Genomic DNA, 14,886 nt, shown 5'->3' with positions numbered 1-14,886 from the left:
TACGAAACTAGAACTCACTTAGATAATTTCTGGTTTTTAACTATAGGAATCGAGTTGAATTTCTGAAATTGCCTGTTTTATTAGGCAATAGGCAAAAGGCAACAAGATCCTAGAAGATTAAAGTATACTGAGTTGTTTTCAAAAATTAAATGGGAATCCTGTAGCGCTTAGTAGTGAAAAAATTTGAGCAACAGAAACAATGACAATAATCTGCGAATCCACAGTCAGCGACAAAGTTCTAAAATAAGAAGTATTAAATCAATTTGAGGACTTTATGGCTGCAAAAGTAGAAATTTACACTTGGAGGACTTGCCCTTTTTGCATCCGTGCCAAAAGTTTGTTGAAAAACAAGGGAGTTGAATTTATCGAATACAGCATTGATGGAGATGAGGCAGCCAGAAATAAAATGGCTCAAAGAGCAAATGGACGCCGTTCTTTACCGCAAATTTTCATCAATGATGCTCATATTGGTGGTTGTGATGATATCCACGCTTTAGACAATCAAGGCAAGCTGGATGAATTACTAGCTTCAAGCAGTAGCGTTTAGATTCAAAAGGTATTGCAAACCCTGGCAACAAGCGGCGGGACACACACGGTAGTCGCTACAATTCTCGAAAAGCAAGGCGCTGCCTGATTTACAGACTTATTGTCTGCGAAAAGCGGCGTCTATCAAGATGTTAGCTTCCAATTTCTGCCTATACGTCAATTGGTGAGAACATCAGGAGATAATGATTGAATAACCATTTAATTTTCTGGCGATCGAGGCAGACAGCGTGAAACTGGCTTTTATCATTGATCCCATCCATCAGCTTGACCCGTGTCATGATACCAGCGTTGCCCTGATGGAAGCAGCGCAAATCCTGGGACATGAAGTTTGGGTGACTCAGGCAAATCTGCTGAGTGTGGTGGAGGGCAAAGCTTGGGCTGTCCTACAGCAAGTCGAACTTGTACAAGTGCAGTTGGTTGAGGGACGCTGGCTAGCAGCAAATCCTTGGTACAAGTTAGGCGAAAGCATTTTGGCTTCCTTAGAAACAATGGACGCCGTATTTATGCGGACAGATCCACCAGTTAATGATTCCTACCTTTATGCCACCTATATTCTGGATTACATAGACCAAAATAAAACTTTGGTAATTAACAGTCCTAGCGGTATCCGCGGTGCAAATGAAAAAATGTATGCGCTGCAATTTACCAAAGCGGTTCCAGAAACTATTGTTAGTGCTGATAAGCAGTTTATCCGACAATTTGTGGAAGCAAAGGGGACTGCGGTTCTCAAACCATTGGGTAACAAAGCTGGGGAAGGAATTTTGATTTTGCAATCGGGCGATCGCAATTTCAACTCTATTATCGAACTCAGTACTCTCCAAGGTAATGTACCAGTAATGGTGCAGACCTATCTACCACAGGCAAAAGAAGGAGATAAGCGAATTATTTTACTCAATGGCGAACCCATAGGCGCCCTCAATCGCCTTTCTAGCGGCAGTGATTTTCGCAATAATATGGCAACTGGCGGTACTGTCGCCCAAACCGAAATTACTCCCAGAGAGCATGAAATCTGTACCCAAATAGCCGAACGTTTACGCCAAGATGGCTTAATTTTTGTAGGTATTGATGTTATCGGTGGCTACCTAACAGAAGTCAACGTCACCAGCCCCACCGGAATTCGTGAGATCGATCGCTTAGATGGTACTCGCCTCGGTCATCAGGTGATTCAATGGATTGAACAAATTTTACAAATTAAAAAATAATTTCTATTTACGTTTTTTATTTGTGTCCTATTCTAAGGAAATATACTTAGTTAGGACACTTGCTTAATTTTTTACGCCACTTAACATTAAGTAAATATATTTACTGAGTTAAAGAGATCGCAGCGGTAGATGTAGGGATATCTACGAGGAGCTAGGCCTACATATCCTCAGTCGAGCAGGTATTCATTTTTTTTTCTAAAAAAAGCACAGCTAGACATGAAAATCAGCTGATTCCTGCCCAAGTTCATTTTGTAAGTAGTTTTGAGAAGTTTCTCTACCAATTAGCAATATTAGGGATGGCAACGTCATTGCTTACCCCTACCTTTGGTAAAACCCTGAAACTAGCAGATTTTATACAACACTCAGCCTAGTCTTAGACTGGTAAGTTAATCCAAATTTTCTTAATTCCGTGGTGTGCGTCGGTTTTTCAGAAAATCAGGTATATCCAATCCCAGTTTTTCTTTTGGCTCTGGAATGGGAGCTGGAGGTGGAGTTGGGGTTGGAGGATTAACTGTTGGTTGCTGTGTTGTCGGTCGTTTGGGAGTATTGGGTGCTACCCGAACGTTAGCCACGCTTTGTTGTGGTGCTGTTTGTACTTCACCTGTAAACCCGGTAGCAATTACGGTAATTCTCACCTCACCTTGGAGCCTGTCATCAATTACAGCACCAAAAATAATATTAGCGTTGGGATCGACTACTTCATAGATTGCTTCTGCGGCAGCATTTACTTCATGCAAAGTCAGGTCAGTACCGCCAGTAATATTAAAGACTACACCTCTAGCGCCCTCAATGGAACATTCTAGTAAAGGTGAAGAAATAGCAGCGATCGCCGCTTCTCTGGCTCTAGATTTTCCAGAGCTAACGCCAATTCCCATCAATGCCGATCCTGCATCTGCCATCACAGCTCGCACATCGGCAAAGTCAACATTTACCAATCCGGGGATCGTGATGATATCTGAAATACCTTGCACCCCTTGACGCAGCACATCATCTGCATAACGAAAAGCTTCTTGCACGGGGGTTTGTTCGGGGATCACTTCCAGGAGTTTGTTATTCGGAATAATAATTAGCGTATCTACCCTACTTTTTAATCCTTCAATACCTTGTTCCGCTTGGCTGGTGCGGCGGCGTCCTTCAAAAACAAATGGACGTGTAACCACGCCAACAGTCAGAGCACCCATTTCTTTAGCTACTTCTGCCACAATCGGAGCTGCGCCTGTTCCAGTACCGCCTCCCATACCAGCGGTGATAAATACTAGGTCTGCACCCTCTAAAGCCGTGGCAATTTCGTCTCGTGATTCCTCTGCTGCCTTTTGCCCAATGGCAGGATTACCCCCTGCTCCCAAACCCCGTGTTAGCTTCTGTCCAATTTGTAATCGACTGGGAGCGCCAGCTAAAGTCAAGGCTTGGGCATCAGTATTAATTGACCAAAACTCCACACCAGAGACATCAGACTCTATCATCCGGTTAACAGCATTGCCGCCACCGCCGCCGACACCAATTACTTTTATGTTGGCAACCCGGCCGGGGACAATCTCGCCAATACGGCTATTTTCAGTAGAAATCTTCTTATTATCGTGATTTTGTCCGAAGTTCAATCCAGAGTTAAAAGGATTGGTCGAGTTAACTGCTATGGAGAAACCGGGCTGTCCGGTAGATTGGGAATCTTTATAGGTAAGTCCTTGGTTATTATCAAGTGTCATTGGATTTGTGAGAGGTAGATAAACGACTATTTGGGGTGTTATTCAACTAGGAGTCAACTATAGTTTGACACTGCCACAATGTTATGGCAGTGTTTTTTATTGTTTTCACTACTGCCAAGCCTAACAGAATTCGCTGTGCGAAAATTTACTCTGGGGTAAGGTTTTAAGGTAAGCGATCGCGCAGCGAATTCTACAGAAGTATAATTCCATCTTACGTAGTCAAATATAGCCACACTACTACAGATATGTCGGAACAACAATAATTTCTGCATAATTACGTTGAATATATTTAAATACCTACATATATCTAAAACCCTTCTGTATAACTTCAACCAGACATTAATTTGTTCATTTTCTTGGGCAAATGGCATAACTTGTAAGCACACACTACAGTGGGTTTTATCCGCCTTAATAATATTGTTAATAGATTTCACCATTGGGGATGATTGCAATTTAAGACACAAAATTTACATGATACTTACTTATCTTGGAGATGTAAGTAAGGAAAAATTTGCTTGTCAGACTATACCTGATTAATTTGTTATTTGGGGAGTCTTAATGGACACTTTGTTGTAGCAATAGTCTAGTGCAAGAGACTATATGAGATGCACCGACAACAAAAGATTAAAATCTCTCTTGCAATGCCCTGTTTGACCAGTTCCAAAGTGTCCTAAAAAGACCAAAGCCAGAGTATTTTCGGCTCTCCACTTGAATGGCGGCCTCAACCGTTCTCATCAATGTTCTCTGCTTGTGAGTCAGATTTTAATCGAAAACTCCAACATTTTTCTCCTTTGAGCATTGGCTTGGGTCGAAAAATGTATGGGCAGAAAGTGTTTGCACGCTAAATGCCATCATTAGATTGTCTGGCATCTTGCACCCCACTACATAGATATTAGGATCGTAACTGGGGGCTTTTTACTCACAATAGAGATTTTATGGTGGATCTTCTCATTTTAATTAGAAGTTAATGCCGATTTTCCTGCGATTTGCGAGAAAGCTAAAATAATAAATATATTTATCAGCATAAAGCTTCTTAATTTACTAAGAGCGCTCAATACACCGAACACCCTAAATATTTCCAGGGATTTTGGGAGTTAATTTGGGATTTACTTGGTTCATTTGTACTAATGGAAATTCCGGATTTTTCAAATCAATATACTCTATTTCGCCAGAATTGAGTTTTGCTGTTAAACGGCGCATTTGGGCTAGTACCTTGATTTGTTCGGATAATTGGGGGCCTGGAGTACCAAGATGCACGTTTCCTAATTCTGTTTTCAAAATTAAATTCGTTGGATTTTGGCAATCAATTTCCATCACTTTTACCAGACTTTGGCTAATAGCTTGATGAATTTGAGTCCAATAAAGGCAGTATTGTTTTGGCAATCCAATAACTCTGAGATTGGGTAATTTTCTGCTGGGATTGAGTGATGTGTATTTTTCTAAGGGTATCCAAACTCCATTCGCATCTAGTAAGCCGATTGTGACTTTTTTGTTAGTAGTGCCTTGATTTTGGACTGTTGGTGTTTGAGTCACCGCCACAGGTACTCGTTCTTGGATATCGATGATTAATCCAGGAGGAAATAGGCGGCGTCTAACGATCGCATTAGCAATAGTTGGCTGTTTCTTCAAGGAGTTGGCGATCGCCGTCGGTTCGATTCGCCACAATGACTGGGGGTAAGATAGCGCCAACAGCGATTTAGTTGTCTCATCCGACAGTAATTTATTGCCTGATTTCATTACTATTTGCTTAGGAGCTTTGAGCATCCACATTGGTTGGACTGCCACCCACAGCAATCCACTTGCCAAACTGGTAATGGCAAAAGTTCGCCAAATAGCCTGAATAATTTTCATTTGCCGTTGGCGACGTAATTTTTTACGACGCTGGGCTAGATCCGTGCGGGAAACTGATATTATGCCAGCCATTCAAACCCCTTTTTCCTTGCAGTCCAAATTCCTTGATGTGTTTGTATCATTATTAATTTCAGTAAACACTGTCGGCATCTGTTAGCCGCACTCCTCAAGACTTTTTTTATTTTTAGTAACACTTTACAGTAACTACACAAAAATCGTGGCGCTAGCCATTGTTGTTATTAAAGTTTCCGGTGTCCATTTTTAACTGACTGTAGTCTTTTTGACAAGTTTTCATCGAACTTTCTTCTGCCAATGATTACAAAATATTAATTTGGATATTTATGATTTTGTTTTATTGACAAATACAATGTGAAATGATAAGCAAGTATTCCCTAGATCTCTGTATACCTTGCTATAATTAATACCAGTCATACCTCATCAGCTATAGAAACTGAGAATCATCCAGTCTAGTAGTTTTTTGACTTGGTAACTTAAGCATAAAGATTTGTGCTTAAGTTACCAAGAGGACAAAGCCATAAGGAAAAACCTCTTATCCTAAGCAGTTTCCCTTACCCTTGTTTTCCTCTTGGTTAAGCCAAAACTAGAGATTGTCAAAACCTCAATAGCAGGTGTAAAAAGGACAGATATGCTTAACGTTATTAGGGTCAATTAAATCTCTACCATATACTCACAGTTACTCGTTCCAGGATCGCTAAGAGTACTGTCTGTTGCAAGACACTACCAACTTGCAAACCAAGCATGTGCCTAAATGTAGGCTAGAGATTACTTGTATAAAAAATACAAATTAAACTGCATCTACACACACATTTACATACACCTCAACATACATGAGAATGACATTAAATTTGTCACGTTTTTATAAAGCATGTAATCCCAGCTACACCTTAAATGTAAGTAACGTGCTAGATCGGCAGTATTACATAGATTTTGCTGATGTACGCGGTTGCAAGATTGTGGAAGAATTGCAACGGACAATCTGCCGTATTTCTCCGGATGAGCCAACCTGCCAGTTATTTACGGGTCACATTGGCTGTGGCAAATCTACAGAATTGCAGCGCCTGAAAACAGAATTAGAATTGGCGGGATTTCATGTGGTTTATTTTGAGTCTAGCCAAGACTTAGACATGGCGGATATTGATGTCAGCGATATTTTGCTGAGTGTAGCCCGTCAAGTCAGTGTTAGTTTAGAAGCGATTGGCATCAAACTTAAACCCGGTTACTTTAGCAATTTGTTTAAAGAAGTAGGCGACTTTTTGCAAAGTCCCCTAGAAATTTCCGCAGAAGCAGAATTATCCTTAGGAATTGCCAAAATTACCGCTAAAACCAAAGATAGCAACCAGTTGCGTAATCAACTGAGGCAATATCTAGAACCACGTACCAATAGTATTTTGCAAGCGATTAACGAAGAAATTCTAGAAAAAGCTGTTAATCAGCTAAAGCTGCGGGGTCAAAAAGGGCTGGTAGTGATTGTAGATAACTTGGATCGAGTGGATATGCGTCCCTTAGCATCAGGGCGATCGCAACCAGAATACCTATTCATCGACCGAGGCGAACAGTTACGCCGACTCAAATGCCACCTAGTTTACACAATTCCCCTAGCTTTGATTTTTTCTAATGAGTACGAGACATTGAAAAATCGCTTGGGAGGAGGAATTGCACCTAAAGTATTACCGATGGTGCTGCTGCGACAAAGAGATGGTAGTGACTACGAACCAGGGATGTCACTGGTACGCCAGTTAGTCTTAGCAAGGGCTTTTCCAGAAGTTCCTTTAGATACAAGACTGTCACTCGTTACAGAATTATTCGAGAACCCCCAAACCTTGGATCGTTTATGTCGCGTTAGTGGCGGTCACATTCGTAACTTATTGGGTTTACTTTATAGCTGTCTGCAACGACAAGATCCGCCTTTTTCTAGCGACTGCTTAGAAGCCGTAATTAAAGACTACCGCGACGATTTGCTATTAGCTATTGATGAATCTCAATGGGAATTATTGTTTGAAGTAGTGCAACAGCAAAGAGTTAAAGGCGAGTCAGACTATCAAAGCTTATTACGAAGCATGTATCTGTTTGAATATCGCGATCCTGTGGGGCGCTGGTTTGGTATCAGTCCAGCCTTAGCAGAAACAGAAAAAGTTTTGGCTTGGCAACAAAATAAATAACACTGTTGGGTAAGTTAAGTGTAATTAGTAGTCAATTAGTCATTTGTCCTTTGCAAATAACAAATGACTAATGTCCCATGCCCTGTTTGGCCAATGTCCCATACCCAATGACCAAAGAAAATCAACATACTTTGCAAAGATTGATTAGAGCGATCGCCCTTTCTGAAGGTCAATTTGCTCTGATTTTAGTACGGTGTAATTACGGGCAGCTACGGGAGCAAATGTTAGAAAACATTCGCTCCGTCAGTCAAGACATCAATATTAAAGAAATCGTTCTTAATCCATCAACTACTTCTTTACACAACACAATAGTTTCAGAACTATTTCTAGATAATCCTGTTGTTGCCACAGACTCTTTGCCATCAGCTGTAATGATTTTTGGTATTGAGTCAATTATCGACCTGGAAAACTTACTTACAGGCATCAACCAAGCAAGAGATATTTATGCAGCAACTTTTCCATTTCCAGTGGTATTGTGGCTACAAGATGAAGTAGCATCATTGCTTTCGAGATTAGCCCCTGATTTCAAAAGCTGGGCTGCAACCACTATTAAATTTGAAATGGCAAAAACAGATTTAGTTGCTTTGATTAATCAAGAAGCAGAATCTTTATTTGCCAAAGTTTTAGAAGCAGGTGCCGAAATATTTTTATCTAATGCTTCCCTAGATTTAGATCCTAAATCCCAACATCGCCACGAAATAGAATCAGCACGTAACGATTTGCTTCGCTTGTATGGCATTCAATTAACGCCAGGATTAGAAGCAAGTTTAGAGTTTGTTTTAGGGCGAGATAAATATGCTAACGATCGAATTAATGCTGCTTTAGCTAATTATCAAAGAAGCTTAGCATTGTGGCAAAAAGAAACGATAAGAGTGGCAAAATTGGAAAGTGGAAAAGTGGGGAAAATTAGCGAACAATTACACTCATCCCCCTCATGCCCATTATCTCCCTCATCTTTACTTAAGCAAGCAATAGTACTATTTCACCTGGGGCTATGTTATCGGCGGATGGCAGACTTAAACCACAGTGCTAATACTAGCTACTGCCAACATGCTCTTTTATGGTTTAAACAATGCTTGGAAATATTAGACGAGGTAGAAAGAGAAGATTTAGTTGCTAAATTTATTTCACCTGTTTGTGAAATGCTGCAACGTTTACAAGCTTGGGATGAATTAAAACAATTAGCTCAAAAGTCCTTAGGCCTACAGAAAACTTACGGAAGTCCATTACAAATTGCTCAAAGTTATGGTTTTTTGGCAAATGTAGCAGCTTCTGAGTCAAATTGGGTATTGGCTCATGAGCTAGCGAATACAGCACTTTCTATCTGTGAAGCAGCAACAGAAGTTTCCCAAAAACAAGAAAGTTGGTATCTTCTGTTACTAGCACGTACACAGCGGCATTTAGGTGAGTGGGAAGAAGCAATCAATAACTTGGAATGGGCGAAGGTAGTTTGCGAACTGCAACATCAACCGTCACTTTACTTAGAGATTTTAGAGGAATTGCGATCGCTTTACTTTTTTGAACGTCACGACTACACAGAAGCCTTCAAGCTCAAACGAGAAAAAATTCAAATAGAACATCAATATGGCTTTCGTGCCTTTATTGGTGCAAGTCAATTGCAGCCACAACGATCTAAAATTAATCCAGTATTAGAAGCTGAAAAAATACCATTTATTCCTGAAGAAGTTGCCCCAGAAATATCTGCTTCTGGACGACAGCAGGATGTCAATCGCTTAATTGAAAGAATTGCTCGTGCCGACTATAAACTGACAGTAATTTATGGGCAATCAGGTGTAGGAAAAAGTTCAATTCTCAAAGCTGGTTTAGTACCAGCACTCAGGGGAAAAGCTATCGGCGAACGCATTCCTGTACCTATTGTTTTATCTGTTTATACTGACTGGGTTACAGTTTTGCTAAGCAGTATCAACCAAGCTCTAGCAAACACAGGAATATCAGTTAATCTCGACTATACAACTACCGTACTTCTTGAAAATATTCGATTGGCAACTGAGCGCAATCATACAATAATTCTGATATTCGACCAGTTTGAAGAGTTTTTCTTTGTTAGTAATCCTAGTACCCAAAGAATAGAATTTTACAAATTTTTTAGCGAATGTTTAAACATTCCTTATGTAAAAATAATTCTTTCATTACGAGAAGATTATTTACATTATTTATTAGAATTTGAACGGTTAAGTCAGAAAAGCACTAACGAAATGTATGATTTAGGAGTCATCAATCAAAATATTCTTGATAAAGACATTCGTTACTATTTAGGAAAATTTTCTAGCCAGGATGCCAAGGCAATAATTTATAGTCTGACTCAACGTTCCCATTATGAATTGAGTGAGGAGTTAATCAATCGATTAGTAGAAGATTTAACAGGAGAACTAGACGAAGTACATCCAATTGAATTACAAATAGTCGGCGCTCAACTGGAAATAGAAAACATCACCACACTTGGACAATATAAGCTTTGCGGTGGCTGGACAAAATTAGTGGAACGCTGGCTGGGGGAAGTTATCAAAGACTGCGGTCAGGAAAACGAAAAATTAAGTTGGAAATTATTATTTGAGTTAACTGATGAAAAAGGCACGCGGCCATTAAAATCCAAAGCTGATTTAGCTGGTGCATTAGCTAATAATCACGAACTCGGCACAATATCAGGTTTTAACAAAGTTTGCGAACTGATTCTAGAAATATTGGTAGGTTCGGGGTTGGTGTTGCGAGTCAGAGAAGAATTAGGCGATCGCTACCAGCTAGTTCACGATTATTTAGTCGAACCAATTCGCCAAAAGAACAATTATGGTATCGCGGCGGAATTAGAAAAAATTAAACTAGAAAAAAAGAAAGCAGAAGTTGCTCAAAAACTGAGTCAACAGCAACTCAATTTGATTTTACAAAGGCGATTAAGAGAAGCACGTATAGCAGGCTTAGTGCTGTCAATCATGGGGGGAACAATAGCAGCATTATGGTGGCAAGCCGATTTACAGAAAAGAGCAGCAATAAGCCAAACTTTACGAGCTGAACGCAGTGAAACCAACTTAAAAATTAGTGCGATCGCAGCTGCTAGCGAAGCTTTATTTGCTTCTAATAAAGAATTTGATGCCTTATTAGAAAGTTTACGCGCTTGGAAACGACTTGAAAAGGCAGAGTTTGTGCAACCAGACACCCGAATGCGGGTAGTCACAGCCCTCCAACAAGCAGTTTATGGAGTAACCGAAGTCAACCGCTTAGAAGGGCACACCGATATTGTCTGGGGAGTAGCTTTCAGCCCAGATGGCCGGTTACTGGCATCAGGGAGTCGAGATCGGACAGTGAAACTTTGGCGTCCTAACGGAACCTTACTCCAGACTCTCAAAGGTCATAATGACGCGATAACCGCCGTCAGTTTTAGCCCTGATGGTAAAACCCTAGCCTCCGCCAGTCTTGATAAAACAGTGCAAATCTGGCGTCAAAACCCCATTACAGGAGAATTTTATCCCCAGCCATCTAAAACCTTAAAAGCGCATGGAGATTGGGTTTATAGCGTTAATTTCAGCCCTGATGGCGAGTTATTAGCTACCGCCAGTAAAGATGCAACGATAAAACTTTGGCACAAAGACGGTAGTTTAGTAAAAATACTCAGAGGACATCACGGCTGGGTTAATTGGGTAACCTTCAGCCCTGATGGGCAATTCATCGTCTCAGGAAGTGACGACAAAACGGTAAAAATCTGGCGAAGGAATGGCAGATTGGTTACAACTTTGCAGGGACATCAGCACGGTGTAACGGTGGTTGCTTTCAGCCCTGACGGAAAACTCTTGGCATCCGCAGGCCGAGACAAAATAGTAAGACTTTGGCGGCGAGAGGAAAACACCAGCACCAACAGTTTTAAATTTCTTCCTTACAAAACTTTACGCCAGCATACAAGTACAGTGTGGAGTTTAAGCTTTAGTTTCGATGGGAAAAAATTAGCTTCTGGAAGTGAAGACAACACCATAAACCTCTGGAGTATTACTGGCAACTTACTCAAAACCTTCAAAGGACACAACGATGCCGTTGCTAGCGTAGCTTTCAGCCCCAATAATAAATTGCTCGCTTCGGGAAGTTTTGACAAAAACGTGAAACTGTGGAGTTTAGATGCGCCAAGACCGCCTATTCTCCAAGGCCATGAGAATCGAGTTTTGAGCGTTGCTTGGAGTCCCAATGGCCAGATGCTAGCCTCTGGTAGTAGCGATCGGACCGTCAAACTTTGGCAAAGAGACACCAGTAATGGCGAACTCAGAACCCGACTCTACAAAACCTTGGTAGGGCATACAGATAAAGTTCCCAGTGTTAGTTTTGACCCCAAAGGTAAAATGCTAGCTTCAGGAAGTTATGACAAAACTGTAAGACTTTGGCGGCTTGACGGTACTTCAATCGTGACTCTCCAGGGACATACCGATAGCGTGATGAGCGTGAATTTCAGCCCAGATGGCCAGCTTTTGGCATCAGCTAGCAAAGATAAAACGATAAAGCTTTGGAATCGTCAAGGCAAGTTACTCAAAACATTAGTGGGGCATCAAGGCTGGGTGAATAGCGTGAATTTCAGCCCTGATAATCAGTTTTTAGCCTCTGCCAGTGATGACCAAACAGTAAAACTCTGGCGGCGAGATGGTACTTTACTCAAAACTTTTTCGCCCCATGACAGCTGGGTATTGAGTGTCAGCTTTAGTCCTACTGACGAATTGCTAGCTTCTGCGAGTTGGGACAACACTGTAAGACTTTGGCGACGGGATGGTACATTGCTAAAAACCTTGTTAAAGGGCTACAGCGATAGCGTCAATGCCGTCACTTTCAGTCCCAATGGAAAATTACTCGCCGCCGCTGGTTGGGACGGTACAGTGAAACTCTGGAGCCGTGAAGGTAAATTAATTAAAAGCCTCAATGGGCATCAGGCTCCAGTATTAAGTGTCAGCTTCAGCCCAGATGGTCAAACACTAGCATCAGCTAGTGATGACAACACCATAATTCTCTGGAATTTAAATCTAGATGACTTAGTTGTTCGTGGTTGCCAGTGGGTGGATGATTACCTCAAACATAATCGCAATCTCGAACAGCGCGATCGCCATCTTTGTGATGGCATATTCTAGGCACAGGGCATGGGGCATGGGGCATTGGTTTTGTCACAAACAAATGACCAATGATCGATGACTAATGACTCTTGGTGAATTAACCAAAGGAGCGATCGCTCTCCAAAAGCTCAGGGCTATTTTCTTGGGTGTCTTCTTGGGTCAAATTCGCTAAAAAAGCTTGTAATTTCATCCGCTCAATATAAGGCCAGCCTCCCTCAGATTCAATATCTTTTAGCAGCGAGTAGAGTTGGCGACGGTTGACAGGCAAACTCTGTTGAAAAATTCCATCTCGAATTTCTCGGTGTAAACGCTCTAATTCTCGCAGCAAAGACAAAAGAGCTACAGTATCGCCTTGACAGGTATCAACTGTATCGTTTACTACAGTTGCGATCGCTTGGAGTTTAGAAAGCAAATTTTCAGACTCAATAGTTTTGTTGTTGTTCATCCCACCCTTTCCGTGTAAATGAGGTCAACTCAAATTTACCGGAGATTTTTAATTTTCCCTAGTTTGCCAGTATTGATTCATTCACGTCACTTTACCGAACCAGGGCAACCGTCTGTACAATTTTCCAGAAATTTTTTTAAACTCTCTGCGTCCCCACGTCCCCACCCCCTCGATCGCGCCTGAGTATAACTAGATTTGTATCTTTATGAAAAGCAATTGCGATCGCTTGTAAAACAGCGCAGTACCGTTTAGCACAGCCTTCACGGGAGCTAGAGGGGATCGGAACATTCTTGCTTGCGACTAGAGTACTTTGATTTTGAGTTAAAAAAAATCGTATGATCTGGCTGATTTACCCATCAAACAATAGGCGTATGTAGTGGCGTCACATACATAACACAGTTCGATGCAGTTTTACAACTTAGATATTAATTTTTGAGATTGAGGTTGACCATGAGGTATCGCGCTTTAATTGTCGCATTCTTGGCTTTATGCCTGGGACTAATAACTGCTTGTAGTGATGCTCCTACTACTAGTAGTGGTAGGGATGTACTCACTTACGAACAAATTCGGGGCACTGGCTTGGCTAATAAATGCCCTCAGCTATCAGAAACAAGCCGTGGTTCTATTCCCCTTGATTCTAAGTCCTACACCATCAAAGAACTTTGCTTGGAACCAACTAGCTTCTTTGTTAAAGAAGAACCTGCTAATAAACGCCAAGAAGCAGAATTTGTTGCTGGCAAATTGTTGACTAGATACACTTCCACCATTGACCAGGTACAAGGCGACCTAAAAATCAACTCAGATAATAGCCTGACTTTTGTGGAAACTGATGGTCTTGACTTCCAAGCCATTACTGTGCAACTACCTGGTGGCGAACGAGTACCTTTCCTGTTCACCATCAAAAACTTGGTTGCTCAAACCCAACCCAATTTAACCAGCATTAATACCTCCACTGATTTTGAAGGCACTTTCAAGGTTCCTTCCTATCGTGGTGCTGCTTTCCTAGATCCCAAAGGTCGTGGTGTCGTTAGCGGTTATGATAACGCCGTGGCTCTACCTGCTCAAGCGGATGATGAAGAACTCACCCGCACTAACGTCAAGCGTGCAGAAATTCTCAACGGCAAGATTTCTCTGCAAATAGCTAAGGTAGATAGCGGTAGTGGTGAAATTGCTGGTACTTTCCTGAGCGAACAACCATCTGATACAGATTTAGGTGCTGGCGAACCTAAAGAAGTTAAGATTCGCGGTATATTTTACGGTCGGGTTGAATCCAAATCATAGCCAAATCCTTTTGAGTTACGTAACTGATTGGCATTCAGAACCACCATTCTGTGGGCATCAGCTTTCATTACAAGAGTTACCCCTTACCTTCTTATATTTTGGTGGTAAGTAGGTTTTTGCGAAATGGCTATAAATTAACTACAACAAAGGGCATTTTGCCCTTTTTTTATTATTTGCGTAAAAATACATACTATTTTTGAAATTTGTATTTATGAATTTTTGAACTCTAATAATTTTATTTAAATTTATATGTAATTTTACTGGAAAATTAATTTTCGCCCATCCGCTCAAATTTTAACTTTCATACTTTTGTTTGTACAACTTAATTTCAGCATTTATTAATAAAATTAAGTACAATTTCGGTTTGATATTTAGTAACTAATTATATATTTTATTTCTATGTAGTTCCCAAAGCCAAACTACAGATAATACCCAAATTAATTGAAGAATAAATCAGAAGTCACAATTCAAGAGTGTCTTTGGCTCAACTCTGAACTCCTGAAGTCTTTGCCAATAAAAAACTAAAAGCTTTGGATTTTGACCATTTAAATATCGATCGATGCCAAGTTAGATATGGGAAAT

At 40.9% G+C, this 14,886-nt stretch carries 8 protein-coding genes; 5 read left to right on the top strand and 3 right to left on the bottom strand.

Translation table 11 applies throughout. The annotated features are described in order from the left end of the window. Positions 1-274: 274 nt before the first annotated feature. Together grxC and gshB are read left to right on the top strand one after the other, a co-directional pair. Positions 275-547, top strand: a complete 273-nt coding sequence (grxC, locus tag NSTC745_RS07700) for a glutaredoxin 3 (RefSeq protein ID WP_445636623.1) — start codon at positions 275-277, stop codon at positions 545-547. Between the two features lie 226 nt (positions 548-773). Beyond that, positions 774-1,748 carry a glutathione synthase gene (gene gshB, locus NSTC745_RS07695; protein ID WP_445636622.1) on the top strand — a complete coding sequence of 325 codons (975 nt, stop codon included), beginning with the start codon at positions 774-776 and terminating at the stop codon, positions 1,746-1,748. Between the two features lie 401 nt (positions 1,749-2,149). Here the strand turns inward: gshB and ftsZ are convergent, their stop codons facing one another. Then, positions 2,150-3,451 (bottom strand): cell division protein FtsZ, encoded by a 1,302-nt coding sequence (gene ftsZ / locus NSTC745_RS07690; RefSeq protein ID WP_096535188.1) that lies wholly within the window; start codon positions 3,449-3,451, stop codon positions 2,150-2,152. Between the two features lie 1,068 nt (positions 3,452-4,519). Next, positions 4,520-5,374 (bottom strand): cell division protein FtsQ/DivIB, encoded by an 855-nt coding sequence (locus tag NSTC745_RS07685; RefSeq protein WP_445636621.1) that lies wholly within the window; start codon positions 5,372-5,374, stop codon positions 4,520-4,522. 776 nt (positions 5,375-6,150) lie between these two features. On the opposite strand from NSTC745_RS07685, the gene NSTC745_RS07680 reads away from it, so the two are divergent. Next, positions 6,151-7,482: a P-loop NTPase fold protein gene (locus tag NSTC745_RS07680; protein ID WP_445636620.1), complete on the top strand. Its 1,332-nt coding sequence runs from the start codon at positions 6,151-6,153 to the stop codon at positions 7,480-7,482. Positions 7,483-7,589: 107 nt separating this feature from the next. Next, positions 7,590-12,596 carry a WD40 domain-containing protein gene (locus tag NSTC745_RS07675; RefSeq protein ID WP_445636619.1) on the top strand — a complete coding sequence of 1,669 codons (5,007 nt, stop codon included), beginning with the start codon at positions 7,590-7,592 and terminating at the stop codon, positions 12,594-12,596. A gap of 79 nt (positions 12,597-12,675) precedes the next feature. Here NSTC745_RS07675 and NSTC745_RS07670 read toward each other — a convergent pair whose 3' ends face one another. Beyond that, on the bottom strand, positions 12,676-13,023 hold the full coding sequence (locus NSTC745_RS07670) for a hypothetical protein (protein WP_445636618.1): 348 nt from the start codon (positions 13,021-13,023) through the stop codon (positions 12,676-12,678). Positions 13,024-13,473: 450 nt separating this feature from the next. Here NSTC745_RS07670 and NSTC745_RS07665 point away from each other — a divergent pair, with 450 nt between their 5' ends. After that, positions 13,474-14,304: a photosystem II manganese-stabilizing polypeptide gene (locus NSTC745_RS07665; RefSeq protein WP_445636617.1), complete on the top strand. Its 831-nt coding sequence runs from the start codon at positions 13,474-13,476 to the stop codon at positions 14,302-14,304. Positions 14,305-14,886: the final 582 nt, after the last annotated feature.

Source organism: Nostoc sp. DSM 114161 (genome assembly GCF_052692665.1).
Note: the sequence above shows the minus strand (reverse complement) of the source record. Positions and strands in the feature narration are given on the sequence as shown.

Bases quoted from the DNA above. Each gene is read 5' to 3' on its own strand.
- grxC (WP_445636623.1), top strand. From the start codon at position 275: ATGGCTGCAAAAGTAGAAATTTACACTTGGAGGACTTGCCCTTTTTGC.
- NSTC745_RS07665 (WP_445636617.1), top strand. From the start codon at position 13,474: ATGAGGTATCGCGCTTTAATTGTCGCATTCTTGGCTTTATGCCTGGGA.
- NSTC745_RS07680 (WP_445636620.1), top strand. From the start codon at position 6,151: ATGAGAATGACATTAAATTTGTCACGTTTTTATAAAGCATGTAATCCC.
- NSTC745_RS07685 (WP_445636621.1), bottom strand. From the start codon at position 5,374: ATGGCTGGCATAATATCAGTTTCCCGCACGGATCTAGCCCAGCGTCGT.
- NSTC745_RS07675 (WP_445636619.1), top strand. From the start codon at position 7,590: ATGACCAAAGAAAATCAACATACTTTGCAAAGATTGATTAGAGCGATC.
- NSTC745_RS07670 (WP_445636618.1), bottom strand. From the start codon at position 13,023: ATGAACAACAACAAAACTATTGAGTCTGAAAATTTGCTTTCTAAACTC.
- ftsZ (WP_096535188.1), bottom strand. From the start codon at position 3,451: ATGACACTTGATAATAACCAAGGACTTACCTATAAAGATTCCCAATCT.